Source organism: Streptomyces sp. 2114.4 (genome assembly GCF_900187385.1).
Lineage (GTDB): Bacteria > Actinomycetota > Actinomycetes > Streptomycetales > Streptomycetaceae > Streptomyces > Streptomyces mooreae.
Window position 1 is genome coordinate 1,721,684 of record NZ_FYEY01000001.1, and the last position, 14,718, is coordinate 1,736,401.

Annotated in this window: 16 protein-coding genes; 6 read left to right on the forward strand and 10 right to left on the reverse strand. The window is 71.4% G+C overall.

Annotation, left to right across the window (positions count from 1 at the left end):
• Positions 1-83 precede the first annotated feature (83 nt).
• The 4 genes from CFW40_RS07490 to CFW40_RS07500 all read right to left on the reverse strand — a co-directional run bounded on the left by CFW40_RS07490 (position 84) and on the right by CFW40_RS07500 (position 2,617).
• On the reverse strand, positions 84-602 hold the full coding sequence (locus tag CFW40_RS07490) for a histidine phosphatase family protein (RefSeq protein ID WP_088797046.1): 519 nt from the start codon (positions 600-602) through the stop codon (positions 84-86).
• A gap of 88 nt (positions 603-690) precedes the next feature.
• Positions 691-906 (reverse strand): hypothetical protein, encoded by a 216-nt coding sequence (locus CFW40_RS07495; RefSeq protein WP_088797047.1) that lies wholly within the window; start codon positions 904-906, stop codon positions 691-693.
• Positions 907-1,146: 240 nt separating this feature from the next.
• Positions 1,147-1,263, reverse strand: a complete 117-nt coding sequence (locus CFW40_RS37905; RefSeq protein ID WP_256331552.1) for an SGM_5486 family transporter-associated protein — start codon at positions 1,261-1,263, stop codon at positions 1,147-1,149.
• Between the two features lie 16 nt (positions 1,264-1,279).
• Entirely contained in the window at positions 1,280-2,617 is a 1,338-nt protein-coding gene (locus CFW40_RS07500; RefSeq protein WP_088801959.1) for an MFS transporter, read from the reverse strand.
• 145 nt (positions 2,618-2,762) lie between these two features.
• Here CFW40_RS07500 and CFW40_RS07505 point away from each other — a divergent pair, with 145 nt between their 5' ends.
• Positions 2,763-3,446 (forward strand): FadR/GntR family transcriptional regulator, encoded by a 684-nt coding sequence (locus CFW40_RS07505; RefSeq protein WP_088797048.1) that lies wholly within the window; start codon positions 2,763-2,765, stop codon positions 3,444-3,446.
• Positions 3,447-3,628: 182 nt separating this feature from the next.
• Here the strand turns inward: CFW40_RS07505 and fabI are convergent, their stop codons facing one another.
• The gene (gene fabI / locus CFW40_RS07510; protein WP_088797049.1) at positions 3,629-4,399 is read right to left on the reverse strand and encodes an enoyl-ACP reductase FabI; all 771 of its coding nucleotides are present in this window, start codon (positions 4,397-4,399) and stop codon (positions 3,629-3,631) included.
• Positions 4,400-4,404: 5 nt separating this feature from the next.
• Positions 4,405-5,109 carry a 3-oxoacyl-[acyl-carrier-protein] reductase gene (gene fabG, locus CFW40_RS07515; protein WP_088797050.1) on the reverse strand — a complete coding sequence of 235 codons (705 nt, stop codon included), beginning with the start codon at positions 5,107-5,109 and terminating at the stop codon, positions 4,405-4,407.
• Positions 5,110-5,436: 327 nt separating this feature from the next.
• Here fabG and CFW40_RS07525 point away from each other — a divergent pair, with 327 nt between their 5' ends.
• From CFW40_RS07525 to tyrS, 3 genes are all read left to right on the forward strand, one after another.
• Positions 5,437-6,966: a TldD/PmbA family protein gene (locus tag CFW40_RS07525; RefSeq protein ID WP_088797052.1), complete on the forward strand. Its 1,530-nt coding sequence runs from the start codon at positions 5,437-5,439 to the stop codon at positions 6,964-6,966.
• Positions 6,963-8,414, forward strand: a complete 1,452-nt coding sequence (locus CFW40_RS07530) for a metallopeptidase TldD-related protein (protein WP_088797053.1) — start codon at positions 6,963-6,965, stop codon at positions 8,412-8,414. The genes CFW40_RS07525 and CFW40_RS07530 overlap by 4 nt, the downstream gene beginning before the upstream one ends.
• A 196-nt stretch (positions 8,415-8,610) precedes the next feature.
• The gene (tyrS, locus tag CFW40_RS07535; protein WP_088797054.1) at positions 8,611-10,014 is read left to right on the forward strand and encodes a tyrosine--tRNA ligase; all 1,404 of its coding nucleotides are present in this window, start codon (positions 8,611-8,613) and stop codon (positions 10,012-10,014) included.
• On the opposite strand, the gene CFW40_RS37910 is transcribed toward tyrS, so the two are convergent.
• Positions 9,996-10,211, reverse strand: a complete 216-nt coding sequence (locus CFW40_RS37910) for a GlsB/YeaQ/YmgE family stress response membrane protein (protein WP_256331551.1) — start codon at positions 10,209-10,211, stop codon at positions 9,996-9,998. The two genes, tyrS and CFW40_RS37910, sit on opposite strands and share 19 nt — an antisense overlap.
• Before the next feature lie 243 nt (positions 10,212-10,454).
• Between CFW40_RS37910 and CFW40_RS07545 the strand changes: the two genes are divergently transcribed.
• Entirely contained in the window at positions 10,455-10,829 is a 375-nt protein-coding gene (locus CFW40_RS07545; RefSeq protein ID WP_088797055.1) for a DUF3099 domain-containing protein, read from the forward strand.
• Between the two features lie 231 nt (positions 10,830-11,060).
• Positions 11,061-11,306, forward strand: a complete 246-nt coding sequence (locus CFW40_RS07550) for a hypothetical protein (RefSeq protein ID WP_088797056.1) — start codon at positions 11,061-11,063, stop codon at positions 11,304-11,306.
• A gap of 77 nt (positions 11,307-11,383) precedes the next feature.
• Here CFW40_RS07550 and moaA read toward each other — a convergent pair whose 3' ends face one another.
• The 3 genes from moaA to CFW40_RS07565 form a co-directional block, all read right to left on the reverse strand.
• Entirely contained in the window at positions 11,384-12,373 is a 990-nt protein-coding gene (gene moaA / locus CFW40_RS07555) for a GTP 3',8-cyclase MoaA (RefSeq protein WP_088797057.1), read from the reverse strand.
• Positions 12,374-12,557: 184 nt separating this feature from the next.
• A complete protein-coding gene (locus tag CFW40_RS07560) occupies positions 12,558-14,195 on the reverse strand; it encodes a cation acetate symporter (RefSeq protein ID WP_088797058.1) in 1,638 nt (545 codons plus the stop codon).
• Complete coding sequence (locus CFW40_RS07565) at positions 14,192-14,536, reverse strand: DUF485 domain-containing protein (protein ID WP_088797059.1); 345 nt, start codon at positions 14,534-14,536, stop codon at positions 14,192-14,194. Before CFW40_RS07565 ends, CFW40_RS07560 begins: the two co-directional genes overlap by 4 nt.
• Positions 14,537-14,718: the final 182 nt, after the last annotated feature.

Genomic DNA, 14,718 nt, shown 5'->3' on the forward strand with positions numbered 1-14,718 from the left:
AGAGGGCCCCGGCACCTGTGTGCCGGGGCCCTCTCGCGTGCGTCACGCTTCCCCCGCGCTCCCGGCGCGCGGGGTCCTCAGCCTTACCCGTGGGGGGTCCAGTAGGCGACCAGGCGTCCGACGCCGTGCTCGACGGACTTCCAGGAGCCGTCGAAGGAGAGCACCGCGAGCGAGGCCGTCGGGAAGCCGCTGCGGTTCATCCGGGGCAGCAGATCGCCCTCGGCGTCGCCGGAGAGCGCGTCGGCGAGGGCGTGCACGCCGGGGTTGTGCCCGACCAGCATCAGGTCGGTGACGTCGTCGGAGGTCTCGTTCAGCAGCGCGATGAGCTCGCCCAGGGAGGCTTCGTAGATCCGCTCCTCATAGACGGTCTTGGGTCGCTGCGGGAGCTCGTGGACGGCGAGCTTCCAGGTCTCACGGGTACGCGCTGAGGTCGAGCACAGGGTCAGATCGGGGGTGATCCCGGCTCCGGCCAGCCAGCGGCCGGCGACCGGGGCATCCTTGCGGCCGCGCTCGGCGAGCGGACGCTCATGATCGCTGGTCTCCGACCATTCGGCCTTGGCGTGTCGGAGGAGGACAATCCGGCGGGGTGTATCGGCGCTCATGCGTCCCAGCTTCGCACGAAAGGCGGCACGGGGCGCGGGGTGTTGAAGTGCTCCCTCCACGAGGTGGGACGCGGGCGCCGGGCCGGCGTCAGACACCGTCGCGCACGATCCGGGCCAGGAGCAGCAGCAGCGCGACCAGGCCCTGCGGGGCGCTCGCGGCCCTCGCCTCGGCGGGAGCGGTGACGACTGTCAGCAGGGCCACGAAGGAGATCACCGGCAGGGCCAGTGCCCACCACGGCAGGCGCATCCGCAGGAGGGGGCGGCGGGCCTTGGCGGTGGCCGGCCGGCTGGACGCGGCGGACATGCGCATCGCCTCCGTGGCACATCGAAGGGCGGCGCCACCGCGGGCCGCGGCACGCCCACCGCTGTGTGCGGTGTTCTTCGAAGCTACGGATTCCCGGCGGCCGTTCCTATCCGGGAAGCCCCCTGCTCGACCCTGACGCCGGCCCCTAGGGGTGTCTCCCGCGCCCCGGGCCGGCCTCGGCCGACGGCCCGTCCCCCCCGGCCGGGGCGGCCTCGGCCGAGTACCCCCAGGGGGTCTGCCCTACGGCGCCGCGATACTCGCAATGATCGCGACGAGAACGGTCACGCCGAGCATGACGCCCAGCACGAGGAGCAGCTTCTTCTGGCTGCCCTGCGGATTCGGTTCGAGCACTGGCATGCGCCCAGTGTCGCACTCAGGTCTCGTCCTCGATCCGGCGGTCCCGTCCGGCCAGCACACCCACCACGATCTGCGGCACCATCAGCCCCGCCATCAGGGCGATCGGCAGCCCCCAGCCGCCGCTGTGCTGGTAGAGCGTGCCGACCAGCAGCGGTCCGGGAACGGAGATCAGATAGCCGACGCTCTGCGTGAAGGCCGAGAGCTTGACGACCCCGGCGGAGCTGGTCGAACGCATCCCGATCATCGTCAGGGCCAGCGGGAAGGCGCAGTTGGAGATGCCCATCAGCAGCGCCCAGGCCCAGGCGCCGGCGGCCGGTGCCAGCCACAGCCCGGCGTAACCGGCCAGGCCGCACAGGCCGAGCAGCACCGCGAGCGGACCCTGATGCCGCATCCGGGCCGCCAGCCGCGGCAGGACGAAGGAGAGCGGGACGCCCATCGCCATGGTGACCGCCAGCAGCACTCCCGCGGTGCCCGCCGAGACCCCGGCGTCCCGGAAGATCTGCGGCATCCAGCCCATCGTGATGTACGCGGCGGTGGCCTGCAGGCCGAAGAAGACGGCCAGCGCCCAGGCGGTCGGCGAGGAGGTGATCCGCAGGGTGGTCTCCCCGGTGTGTGCCGCTTTGCCCGTGGCCGGCCCGGCGGCGGCCCTGCGCTGCCGTACCACCACGAGCCAGGGCAGCACGGCGACCGCCGCGAGCGCCGCCCACACCGCCAGACCGGTCCGCCAACTCCCGCCGAGCGCATCGGTCATGGGCACGGTGAGCGCCGCGGCGAGCGAGGTGCCCAGGGCCAGGGCCATGGAGTAGAGCCCCGTCATCGGGCCGACCCGGTCGGCGAACCAGCTCTTGATGACCACCGGCATCAGGACGTTGCTGACCGCGATGCCGGCCAGGGCGAGCCCGCTGGCGGCGAGGAAGCCGCCGGTGCCACCGGCGTACGGGCGCACCACGACACCCACGGTGATCGCGGCCATACCGGCGCAGACGACCGCACCCGGCCCGAAGCGCCTGGCCAGGCGGGGTGCGGCGATACCGAAGGCGGCGAAGCACAGCGCGGGCACGGAAGTCAGCAGGCCGGCGACGGTGCCGCTCATGCCGAGGCCGTCGCGCACCTCCTCCAGCAGCGCGCCGAGGCTGGTGATGGCCGGGCGGAGGTTGAGCGCGGCGAGGACGAGACCGGCGATCACGATCCACCGCAGCCCGTGACCGGCCTGTCCGCTCGCCTGGTGGCGGCTCGCCGGAGCGGCTTCCCCGAGGCCCGGCTGCGGGCCTTTGGTGCCGTGGGCGGGCCGGTCGGCGGGGGTCGTGTGGGGCTCGGCGGCGGGGCCGAGGGTCGCGAGGTCGTCGTCTGCCATGGGCGCCATCATAGAATCATGGGATGAATGCGTGTCCAGTCGATATCGATAGCCTCTGCTGTCCCGGCCGGCGCCGACGGCGGCAAGGCTTCGCCGGGCCCCTCGCCGCCCCCGCCCGTCGTCCCCCTCACCCCGGAGTGCAGCCATGCCTCTGACCTCGCCCCGCCGGTCCGCGCTGGCCGACCAGGTGATCGCGCAGCTGCGCGCCCAGATCACGTCCGGCGAGTGGCCGGTGGGCTCCCGTATCCCGACCGAGCCGGCGCTCGTCGAACAGCTCGGGGTGGCCCGTAACACCGTCCGCGAGGCCGTACGGGCGCTGGCGCACAACGGGCTGCTGGACATCCGGCAGGGCTCGGGCACCTACGTGGTGGCGACCAGTGAACTGGCCGGGGTGATGAACCGCCGGTTCGCTTCGGCCGCGCCGGGACACGTCGCCGAGCTGCGCAGTGCCCTGGAGGCGTCAGCTGCCCGGCTCGCGGCCGAGCGCCGCACCGCGCAGGACCTGCGGCAGATCGACGCCCTGCTGGAACGGCGCGAGCGGGCCTGGGAGTCCGGCGCGGCGGAGGCCTTCGTGGAGGCGGACGCGACCTTGCACATGGCGATCGTGTCGGCCTCGCACAACGAGGTGCTGGCCGAGATCTACGCCGACCTCGGGGGCGTGCTGCGCGACTTCCTGCGGGCCGATGTGGGCGAGGAGCTGCGGCCCGAGGCACATATGGACCATGCCCGGCTGGTCGAGGCGATCCGGGCGGGCGACGGCGACCGGGCCGCCGCCGAGGCGAGCACCCACCCCTTCGGCTGCCGGCCCGGCCTCCCGGACCACGGCTGACCCGCAGGACACCGCACGCACCACTTCCCGGCCTCCCCCGCCGACTCACGCCCCGTGACCCCGCGCTGCCCGCCCGCAAACGCGCACGACCTCGCCCGGGAACGCGTACTGCCCGCCCCGGCGGACCGGAACGGGCAGTACGGAGGAGCAGCACGGACGGGCAGCGCAAAGGCGCCGGTGCGTCAGGCGCCCATCATGTGCACACCGCCGTCGACGTGGACGATCTCGCCCGTCGTACGGGGGAAGAAGTCGGACAGCATGCCGACGACGCCGCGGCCGGCCGGCTCCGGGTCGGCCAGGTCCCAGCCGATCGGGGCGCGGTGGTTCCACACGTCCGCCAGCTCCTCGAAGCCGGGGATGGACTTGGCGGCCATCGACTTGATGGGGCCGGCCGAGACCAGGTTGCAGCGGACGCCCTTGGGGCCGAGGTCACGGGCGAGGTAGCGGTTGGTGCTCTCCAGCGCCGCCTTGGCCACGCCCATCCAGTCGTACTTGGGCCAGGCGATCTGCGCGTCGAAGGTGAGGCCGACGACCGCTCCGCCGTGCTCCATGAGCGGCAGGCAGGCCATGGTCAGCGACTTGTACGAGTACGCGGAGACCTGCACCGCGGTCCCCACGTCCGACCACTCGGCCTCCAGGAAGTTGAAGGCGCCCTGCGGGCCGAAGGCGATGGAGTGCACGATGCCGTCGAGACGGGCGCCCTCGCCCTGGTGCTCGCGGATCTTGTCGGCCAGGCCGTCCAGGTGCTCCTGGTTGGTGACGTCCAGCTCGATGACCGGGGCTTCCTTGGGAAGCCGCTTGGCGATCCGCTCGACGAGGGAGAGCCGGCCGAAGCCGGTGAGGATGACCTCGGCGCCCTCGTTCTGGGCGACCTTGGCCGCCTGGAAGGCGATCGACGACTCGGTCAGGACACCCGTGACCAGGATGCGCTTGCCTGCAAGGATTCCACTCATACTGATCAGTGACCCATGCCCAATCCGCCGTCGACAGGAATGACGGCTCCGGTGATGTACGCGGCCTCGTCGGAGGCCAGGAAGCGGACCGAGGCGGCGATCTCCTCGGGCTGCGCATACCGCGCGAGCGGCACCTGCTTGACGATGCTCTCCCGCTGCTCGTCGGTGAGCACACGGGTCATGTCGGTGTCGACGAAGCCGGGGGCGACGACGTTGACGGTGATGTTGCGGCTGCCCAGCTCCCGGGCGAGCGAGCGGGCGAAGCCCACCAGGCCGGCCTTGGACGCGGCGTAGTTCGCCTGGCCCGCGCCACCCAGCAGGCCCACCACGGACGAGATCAGCACGACGCGGCCCTTGCGGGCCCGCAGCATCGCGCGGTTGGCGCGCTTGACCACCCGGAACGTGCCGGTGAGGTTGGTCTCCAGGACCGAGGTGAAGTCCTCCTCGGACATCCGCATCAGCAGCTGGTCACGGGTGACGCCGGCGTTGGCCACCAGCACCTCGACCGGACCGTGCTTCTCCTCGATCTCCTTGTACGCCTGCTCGACCTGCTCGCTGTCCGTGATGTCGCACTTCACGGCCAAAAACCCCGCGGGCGGTTCGCCCGAGCGGTAGGTGATGGCGACCTTGTCGCCTGCCTCGGCGAAGGCACGGGCAATGGCGAGGCCAATGCCGCGGTTACCTCCGGTGACCAGAACCGAGCGGCTCAAGAGATCACCCTTTCCGTTTCCTGTCCGTCCTGCGTTCGATACGAAACTATCGGTCACGGAGCCTTGAGGTGGAATCCAGCACGGACAGGCACGAGCGCCGGTCACTGTCGGGTCTCCACAGAACCACCACCACGGCGCGCCCCCCGGCAGCCACCGTGCGTGCCCGCGGCGCGCCTCCGGCGGCCACCGCCCGTGCCCGCACCGGCGCCCGGCACCTGCCGCACGCCCTGGCCGACTCCCGGCGCCGCACACCGCCGCGCAGCGCCGCGCTCTGGGCCACGGGCGCCCGGCAGGGCATGATGCAGGCGCCGACCACGGGAGGACTCCTTGCCTGCACCCCATGCCGTTGACGAAACATTCCTGGCGCTGCCGTTGCATGCGCTGGCCGACGCGGCGCTGGCCCGCGCCCGCGCGCTGGGCGCCGACCATGCGGACTTCCGCCTGGAGCGGATCCGCAGCGCATCCTGGCGGCTGCGGGACGCCCGTACGTCCGGGACCTCGGACACCACCGACCTCGGGTACGCGGTCCGGGTGGTGCACGGCGGGGCGTGGGGCTTCGCCTCCGGCGTGGATCTGACCATGGACGCGGCGGCGCGGGTGGCCTCGCAGGCGGTGGCGATGGCCAAGCTGTCGGCCAAGGTCATCCGGGCCGCCGGCTCCGACGAAAGGGTCGAGCTGGCCGACGAGCCCGCCCACCCGGACCGCACCTGGGTCTCCTCGTACGAGATCAACCCGTTCGACGTACCGGACGCCGAGAAGAGCGGGCTGCTCGCCGAGTGGAGCGCCCGGTTGCTGGGCGCCGCGGGCGTGGCCCACGCGGACGCCTCGCTGCTGACCGTCCAGGAGAACAAGTTCTACGCCGACAGTGCGGGCACCGGCACCACCCAGCAGCGGGTGCGGCTGCACCCCGAGCTGACCGCGGTCGCGGTGGACCCGGTGACCGGCGACTTCGACTCCATGCGCACCCTCGCCCCGCCGGCCGGGCGCGGCTGGGAGTACCTGACCGGCGACCACTACGACTGGGACGGTGAGCTGGCCCGTATCCCGGATCACCTCGCCGAGAAGATGCGCGCGCCGCACGTCGAGGCCGGCAGGTACGACCTGGTGGTGGACCCGTCCAATCTGTGGCTGACGATCCACGAGTCGGTCGGGCACGCGACGGAGCTGGACCGGGCCCTGGGCTACGAGGCGGCCTATGCGGGCACCTCGTTCGCCACCTTCGACCAGCTCGGGAAGCTGGCGTACGGCTCCGCGCTGATGAACGTCACGGGCGACCGGACCGTCGAGCACGGGCTCGCGACCATCGGCTACGACGACGAGGGGGTGGCCGCCCAGTCCTGGGACCTGGTGAAGGACGGGACCCTGGTCGGCTACCAACTCGACCGCAGAATCGCGAAACTGACGGGCTTCGACCGCTCCAACGGCTGCGCGTACGCGGACTCTCCCGGCCATGTCCCGGTCCAGCGGATGGCGAACGTCTCGCTGCAGCCGGCCCCGGACGGCCCGTCCACCGAGGAGCTGATCTCCGGGGTGGAGCGCGGCATCTATGTCGTCGGCGACCGGTCCTGGTCGATCGATATGCAGCGGTACAACTTCCAGTTCACACAGCAGCGGGCGTACGCGATCCGGAACGGACGGCTGGCCGGGCAGCTGCGTGACGTCGCCTACCAGGCGACCACCACCGACTTCTGGGGCTCGATGACCGCGGTCGGCGGCCCGGAGACCTACGTCCTGGGCGGTGCCTTCAACTGCGGCAAGGCCCAGCCGGGCCAGGTGGCCGCCGTTTCGCACGGCTGCCCGTCGGCTCTCTTCGAGGGCGTGAACATTCTGAACACCACGCAGGAGGCCGGTCGATGAGCACGCGTACACCGCGCAGGAACAGGCCGCACGAGATCGTCGAGCGGGCCCTGGAGCTCTCGCGCGGAGACGGCTGTGTGGTCATCGCCGATGAGCACTCCAGCGCCAATCTGCGCTGGGCGGGCAATGCGCTCACCACCAACGGCGTGACCCGTGGGCGCACCCTGACGGTCGTGGCGACCGTGGACGGCGGCCGGGGCACGGCGTCCGGTGTCGTCTCGCGCTCCGCGGTGACCGCGGACGACGTGGAGCCGCTGGTGCGGGCCGCCGAGGCGGCCGCCCGGGACGCCGGGCCCGCCGAGGACGCCCAGCCGCTGGTCGGCGGCGAGAAGATGTCCCCCGACTTCACCGAGGCACCCGCCGAGACCTCCTCGGAGGTGTTCGCGGCGTTCGCCCCGGCGCTGGGTGAGTCCTTCCGGCAGGCCCGCGCGGGCGGCCGTGAGCTGTACGGCTTCGCCCGGCACGAGGTCGTCTCGTCGTATCTGGGCACCTCGACCGGGCTGCGGCTGCGGCACGACCAGCCCACCGGGACGCTGGAGCTGAACGCCAAGTCCGCAGGTACCGGCGCGGCCGGACCCCGCTCCGCCTGGGCCGGCCGGGCGACCCAGGACTTCGCCGATGTCGATCCGCGGGAAATGGACGGGGAGCTGGGGCGGCGGCTGGGCTGGGCCGAGCGGCGGATCGAGCTGCCCGCAGGGCGGTACGACACCCTGCTGCCGCCGACCGCCGTCGCCGACCTGCTCGTCTACCAGATGTGGTCCTCCGGGGCCCGGGACGCCGTCGAGGGCCGTACGGTCTTCTCCCGGCCGGCCGACGGCGGCGCGGCCGACCGGCCCGGGGCGGGGACCCGGCTGGGCGAACGGCTCAGCGAGCTGCCGCTGACGCTGCGCAGCGACCCGCGGGCGCCCGGTCTGGAGTGCGCACCGTTCGTGCTGGCGCACTCCTCCGGCGACGATGCGTCGGTCTTCGACAACGGGCTGCCGCTGACGGCCACCGAGTGGATGCGCGAGGGCGTGCTGCACCGGCTGCCGACCACCCGGCACAGCGCCGCACTGACCGGCCTTCCGGTGGCGCCGGGCATCGACAACCTCCTTCTGGAGGGCGGTGGTTCCCGCTCGCTGGAGGAGATGGTGGCCGCCGCCGGGCACGACGGCCCGGCGCTGCTGCTGACCTGCCTGTGGTACATCCGCGAGGTCGATCCGGCGACGCTGCTGCTGACCGGGCTGACCCGGGACGGGGTCTACCTGGTGGAGCAGGGTGAGGTGGTCGGCGAGGTGAACAACTTCCGGTTCAACGAGTCGCCGGTGGACCTGCTGTCCCGGGCGGTGGAGGCGGGCCGTACGGAGCGGACCCTGCCGCGGGAGTGGGGCGACTACTTCACCCGGGCCGCGATGCCGGCGTTGCGGATCCCGGACTTCCATATGAGCTCGGTCAGCCGCGGGGTGTGAGGCCGGGGGCCGCCTGCCACCGCCCGGCCGGTGTCGGGCCGGGCGGTGGCGGCGAGCCGGGCGGACGGCGGCGGGCGGACGGCGGGCGGCGGACGGCGGGCGGCGGGCAGACACGGACGGCGCAGGCGCGTCCTCCGGGGCTAATAGACTGTCCGCTTGTCCACCCGTTCGGGAACCACGATCGATCAGGAACGCCATGACACGCCTCGGCGAATCCGTCGCCCGCGCCACCACCCTGCTCTCCGCCGACCTCTCCTCGGACGCCACGGTCCGGGAGCTGCTTCAGGAGACGGGCGCCCGGCGCTCTCTGGATCTGACGGACCTGCCCGCCAAGGAGCAGGCCGAGCTGATCGCGGCCCGTACGGTCGAGGTCCTGCCGGGCGTGGAGAAGCTGGCCGAGCGGATCGAGGAGCGCCGGGCGGCCGGCCGGGGCCTGCACATCAAGCTCGGCATCGACCCGACGGCCACCGATGTCCACCTGGGCCATGCGGTGCCGCTGATCGTCCTGAGCCGGTTCCAGCGGCTGGGCCATGACGTCACCCTGATCATCGGTGACTTCACGGCCAAGATCGGCGACCCGTCGGGCCGTACGGCCGAGCGCCCGCCGCTGACCGACGAGGACATCGCGCACAACCTCGCCACCTACCGCGAACAGGTGCGGCCCTTCTTCGACTTCGAGAAGGTCAGCTTCCGGCAGAACAGCGAGTGGCTGGCGCCGTACACCTTCCCGGAACTGCTCACGCTGCTCGCCCAGGTGCCGGCCTCCCAGCTGCTCCAACGCGAGGACTTCCGCAACCGGCTGGCGGCCGGCTCCGGTCTGACCATGACGGAGCTGCTGTACCCCATCGCGCAGGGCCTGGACTCGGTGGCGCTGGAGTGTGACGTGGAGCTGGGCGGCTCCGACCAGCTGCTCAATCTGCAGATGGGCCGCAAGCTGATGGAGCTGCGCGGGCAGCGGCCGCAGCTGGTGGTGACCATGCCGCTGATCGAGGGCACGGACGGAACCGGCGCCAAGATGTCCAAGTCCAAGGGCAATTACGTCGGACTGAGCGCCCCCGCCGACGATGTCTTCGGCAAGATCATGTCGGTGCCCGACCGGCTGATGGAGCCGTACCTGAAGGCCTGGACGGAGTGGACGGACGCGGAGATCGCGCTCGCTCTGGGCCGGGTCACCGACCGCTCGCTGCACCCGATGGACCTCAAGAAGGTCCTGGCGGGCGAGGTCGTGGCGGCGCTGTACGGCATGGAGGCGGCGATGGCCGCGCGGGCCGGATTCGTCGCGCAGTTCTCCAAGAAGTCGTTCTCCGATGTGGACTCGCTCCCGGTCGTCGATGTCGCCGCGCACGGCACGGAGACGGTGGCGACGGTGCTGACCAAGATCCTGGAGTTCACGCCCAGCGCCTCGGCGGCGCGGCGACTGGCCAAGCAGAATGCGCTGCGGCTGGTCGTGGAGGGCGAGGACGGGCAGCAGACCGTGACGCTCGCGGAGGCCGATTCGGTCCGGCCGCTGGGTGAGGTGCTGGCCGAGAAGCTGGCGGACACGGCCGGGGTCGCGTACCTCAAGGCCGGACGGAAGCTGGCTCAGCTCGACGGCCGCTGAGACGGCGGATAACACGGGCGGCCGGCGCGCAGCGATGCGCACCGGCCGCCCGTGTCATCCGCGTCCAGGGGGGAGACGCCCCTAAGCATGCCGAAGATCACCGTCAGCCAGAGCGGGATCTGCTGCTTGCCGGGGATAATGGCCTTCGCGATCAGGCCGAGCACCAGGCCCACGATGATGGCCCACAACCACGTCATGTCGACTCCTCCTGCGGCACGGTGCAGATGGACACTCGCCCCGTAAGTGTCGCCCCGCACCGGCTACGGCGCACGCCGGGAACCTGCCGTACGCACTGGGGGGGGCGGCCCCCCTGGTGGCGATGACAGACCCGCCGGAACGGGGCATGACCCGGTCTCGAAGGCGGCGCGGCCGCGGCGTACCGTGGAAACCGACCGGATACCGGGGAAAATCCGGCATGACTGAGCAGGCGGTGGAACGTGATGCGGAAGCAGAGCAGCGGCCAGGCCTTCCGGATCACCGGGGCACGGCAAGGCCTGTCCGAGGATGTGCGCGGACGGCAGCGGCGGTATGTGATCTCGATGGCGGTGCGGACGGTGGCCGTCGTGCTCACCGTCGTGCTGTGGAACATCGAACGGCCCATCGCCATCGCGACGTTGGTGCTCGGTCTGGCGCTGCCCTATATCGCGGTGGTGATCGCCAACGCGGGCCGGGAGAACGCCCCTTCACTCCCGAAGACCTTTGTCGCGGGCCCGACCCGGCCGATGCTGACGCCGGGAGCCGACGGTGCTCCGGCGGAATCCGTTCCGGAGCGGCCGGCGGCGGGCTCCTCCGCCTCGCCACACGACCCCAGCTGATCATCAGCCGGTCTGCAAAGCTCAAGAAAAGCTCAGATCAATCATGGAGTTCCGGTGCACCAGGCACCCTCCCCCGTGACATACTGCGTACGCGCTCCGCATCCCCCGTCGGAGCGACGGACCGACGCCGGGCGGCTCCCCCCGTGGCTGCCCGGCGTCGTCATGTCCGCAGGTCCGCGGGGTGCGGTAGCCGGGCCCGGGGTCGTGAGCGCAGGACGTAGGGTTGAGGCCGTGAACTCCCCGAATCCCCAGGGCCCCGCCGAGGACACCGTCATCTGTTCCGCGAAGGGCTGCCGCGCCGCCGCCGTATGGGTGCTGGCCTGGAACAACCCGAAGCTGCACACCCCGGACCGGCGCAAGACCTGGCTGGCCTGCGAGGAGCACCGGGAGCATCTGTCGCAGTTCCTCGGCGTGCGCGGTTTCCTCAAGGATGTCGTGACGCTGGAGGAGTGGGAGGCGTCGGCCGCCGGTCACTGACGCCGGTCACCGGCGACGGCCGTCGGCTCCGATCGCCGACGCCGGTCGCTGCATCGAACCGCTGACGCCGGCCCGGCTCAGCCGCCGATCGAGGACATCGGGCGCTCCGGCTGCAGGAACGAGGGGTCGTCCAGGCCGGAGCCCGCCTTCTTGCCCCACATCGCGCGCTGCCATATGCGGGCGATCTCGTCATCCGGGGCACCGGAGCGCAGGGCGGTACGCAGATCCGTCTCCTCGGTGGCGAAGAGGCAGGTACGGATCTGGCCGTCGGCGGTCAGTCGCGTACGGTCGCAGGCCCGGCAGAACGGACGGGTGACGGAGGCGATCACACCGACTCGGTGCGGCCCGCCGTCGACGATCCAGCGTTCGGCGGGCGCGGAGCCCCGCTCGTCCTCGCCCTCGGGGGTGAGCGTGAAGCGGGTGCGCAGCGAGGTGAGGATGTCGCCCGCGGTGATCATGCCGTCGCGCTTCCAGCCGTGCTGGGCGTCCAGCGGCATCTGCTCGATGAAGCGGAGCTCGTAGTCATGCGCGAGGGCCCAGGCCAGCAGGTCGGGGGCCTCGTCGTCGTTGAGCCCCGGCATCAGGACGGTGTTGACCTTGACGGGGGTCAGACCGGCCGCGCGGGCCGCCTCCAGACCGCGCAGGACGTCGTCGTGCCGCTTGCGGCGGGTCATGGCCTGGAAGACGTCCGGCCGCAGGGTGTCGAGGGAGACGTTGACGCGGTCCAGGCCGGCGTCGCGGAGTGCGGCGGCGGTGCGCTGCAGGCCGATGCCGTTGGTGGTCAGCGACATCTGGGGACGCGGGGCGAGGGCGGCGACCCGCTCGACGATGCCGGGCAGGCCGGGGCGGAGCAGCGGTTCACCGCCGGTGAAGCGGACCTCCTCGATGCCCAGGTCCCGCACGGCGATGCCGATCAGCCGGACGATTTCGTCGTCGGTGAGCAGGTCGGGCTTGGCCAGCCACTGCAGCCCCTCTTCCGGCATGCAGTACGTGCACCGCAGATTGCACCGGTCGGTGAGTGAAACGCGCAGGTCGGTGGCCACACGACCGTAGGTGTCGATGAGCACTGGGCCCCCTCCCCAAGAGTGTCGGCTCGGTACCTCTCCTCCGGTGGATCAGTACGTCTTCGAGCCTACGCGATGGGTGTGACAGCGAGCAGGGAGGAGAAGCACGAGGTGGGCGGGGTGGCGTCGTAGAGATCTACGACGCCACCCCGCCCGGGCCCTGCAGGGACGGCTCAGCCGGGCCGCCTCAGTGCGCTCCGGTGCCGGTGAGCGAGCGGACCTCCAGTTCGGCGTACTTCTTCACGTCCGGTTCCTCCTTGGACAGCAGGGACCCGAGCCAGCCGAGCAGGAAGCCCAGCGGGATGGAGATCAGGCCCGGGTTCTCCAGGGGGAAGACGGCGAAGTCGGCGCCGGGGAACATCGAGGTCTCCTTGCCGGAGACGACCGGGGAGAAGAGGACCAGGAGGACGGAGGAGACCAGGCCTCCGTAGATGGACCACAGGGCGCCCCGGGTGGTGAAGCGTTTCCAGAACAGGCTGTACAGGAGGGTCGGGAGGTTGGCGGAGGCGGCGACCGCGAAGGCGAGCGCCACCAGGCCGGCGACGTTCAGGCCGCGGGCGAAGACCCCCAGGACGATGGCGACACCACCGATGCCGACGGTCGCCCAGCGGGCCGCGCCGACCTCTTCCTTCTCGGTGGCCTTGCCCTTGCGCAGGACGTTGACGTACAGGTCGTGCGCGAAGGACGAGGACGAGGCGAGGGTGAGGCCGGCGACCACCGCGAGGATGGTCGCGAAGGCGACCGCGGAGATGACGGCGAGCAGGATCGCGCCCCCGGTGGATCCCGCGCCGCCGCCGATCTCCTGGGCGAGCAGCGGGGCCGCGGTGTTGCCCGCCTTGTTGGACGCGGTGATCGTCCCGGGCTTGATCAGGGCCGCGGCGCCGAAGCCGAGGGCGATGGTCATCAGGTAGAAGACGCCGATGATGCCGATCGCCCAGTTCACGGACTTCCGGGCGGCCTTGGCGGTGGGGACCGTGTAGAAGCGGATGAGGATGTGCGGCAGGCCCGCGGTGCCCAGGACGAGAGCGATGCCCAGCGAGATGAAGTCGATCTTCGAGGTGGCGGTGGCGCCGTACTTGAGGCCGGGCTCCAGGAAGGCGGCTCCCTTGCCGCTGTTCTCGGCGGCCGCGCCCAGCAGGTCGGAGAGGTTGAAGTGGAACTTGAGCGCCACCAGGAAGGTGATCAGGAGGGTGCCGGCGATCAGCAGGACCGCCTTGACCATCTGGACCCAGGTCGTTCCCTTCATGCCGCCGATGGTGACGTAGAGGACCATCACCACACCCACGAGGACGACGACGAGGATCTTGCCCGCCTCGCTGGTGATGCCCAGGAGCAGGGTGACCAGGGCGCCCGCACCCGCCATCTGGGCGAGCAGGTAGAAGATCGAGACGATGATGGTGGAGGTGCCGGCGGCGGTGCGGACCGGGCGCTGGCGCATCCGGTAGGCGAGCACGTCGCCCATGGTGAAGCGGCCGGAGTTGCGCAGCGGTTCGGCGACCAGGAGGAGCGCGACGAGCCAGGCGACGAGGAAGCCGATGGAGTAGAGGAAACCGTCGTAGCCGAAGAGGGCGATGGCGCCGGCGATGCCCAGGAAGGACGCGGCGGACATGTAGTCGCCGGAGATGGCCAGGCCGTTCTGGAAGCCGCTGAACTGCCGCCCGCCGGCGTAGAAGTCCTCCGCGCCCTTCGTCTGCCGGCCCGCCCAGACGGTGAGGCCGAGGGTCGCGGCGACGAAGACCGCGAAGAGGGTGACGATCAGGGCGCGGTGCTCGCCCGCGCCGCCGGCCGCGAGGTCGAGCGCGAGGGGAGTGCGCAGGGGGCTCATGCCTCACCTTCCAGGCGGGACTTGATGGCCTCGGCCTTGGGGTCGAGCTTGGTGGCGGCGTGCCGGGAGTACCACCAGGCGATCAGGAAGGTCGTGACGAACTGGGCGACGCCGAGGACGAAGGCCACATTGATATGGCCGAGCACCTTGGTGCCCATGAAGCCGCCGGCGTAGCTCGACAGCAGCACGTACCCGAGGTACCAGAGGATGAAGGCGACGGTCAGCGGGAAGGCGAACGAGCGGTGTGCGCGGCGGAGTTCATCGAATTCCGCACTCGACTGCACCTGGATGTAGTCGGGCGGCTCATGCGTCCCCGGGTCGAGGGTCGGTGCGGCGCTCACGGAATCTCCTGACGCGAAGGGGCGGGCCCGGGCCGGTCCGGCGGATCGGCCCGGGAGGAGCCCGGCCGGCGGTAAAGCTCACGTAAGTGATCTGGATCACGCATCGTAGAGGCGCATCAGACGATACGACAGGGGTCCGTTGGTTGAATCCCAGAAGAAACCGGGGGAATGCCCGCGCCGGA

Coding starts and splice junctions, on each gene's coding strand:
- tyrS (WP_088797054.1), top strand. CDS start 8,611: ATGACACGCCTCGGCGAATCCGTCGCCCGCGCCACCACCCTGCTCTCC.
- CFW40_RS07490 (WP_088797046.1), bottom strand. CDS start 602: ATGAGCGCCGATACACCCCGCCGGATTGTCCTCCTCCGACACGCCAAG.
- CFW40_RS07505 (WP_088797048.1), top strand. CDS start 2,763: ATGCCTCTGACCTCGCCCCGCCGGTCCGCGCTGGCCGACCAGGTGATC.
- CFW40_RS07545 (WP_088797055.1), top strand. CDS start 10,455: ATGCGGAAGCAGAGCAGCGGCCAGGCCTTCCGGATCACCGGGGCACGG.
- CFW40_RS37905 (WP_256331552.1), bottom strand. CDS start 1,263: ATGCCAGTGCTCGAACCGAATCCGCAGGGCAGCCAGAAGAAGCTGCTC.
- CFW40_RS07560 (WP_088797058.1), bottom strand. CDS start 14,195: ATGAGCCCCCTGCGCACTCCCCTCGCGCTCGACCTCGCGGCCGGCGGC.
- CFW40_RS37910 (WP_256331551.1), bottom strand. CDS start 10,211: ATGACGTGGTTGTGGGCCATCATCGTGGGCCTGGTGCTCGGCCTGATC.
- CFW40_RS07495 (WP_088797047.1), bottom strand. CDS start 906: ATGTCCGCCGCGTCCAGCCGGCCGGCCACCGCCAAGGCCCGCCGCCCC.
- CFW40_RS07530 (WP_088797053.1), top strand. CDS start 6,963: ATGAGCACGCGTACACCGCGCAGGAACAGGCCGCACGAGATCGTCGAG.
- fabI (WP_088797049.1), bottom strand. CDS start 4,399: ATGAGTGGAATCCTTGCAGGCAAGCGCATCCTGGTCACGGGTGTCCTG.
- CFW40_RS07500 (WP_088801959.1), bottom strand. CDS start 2,617: ATGGCAGACGACGACCTCGCGACCCTCGGCCCCGCCGCCGAGCCCCAC.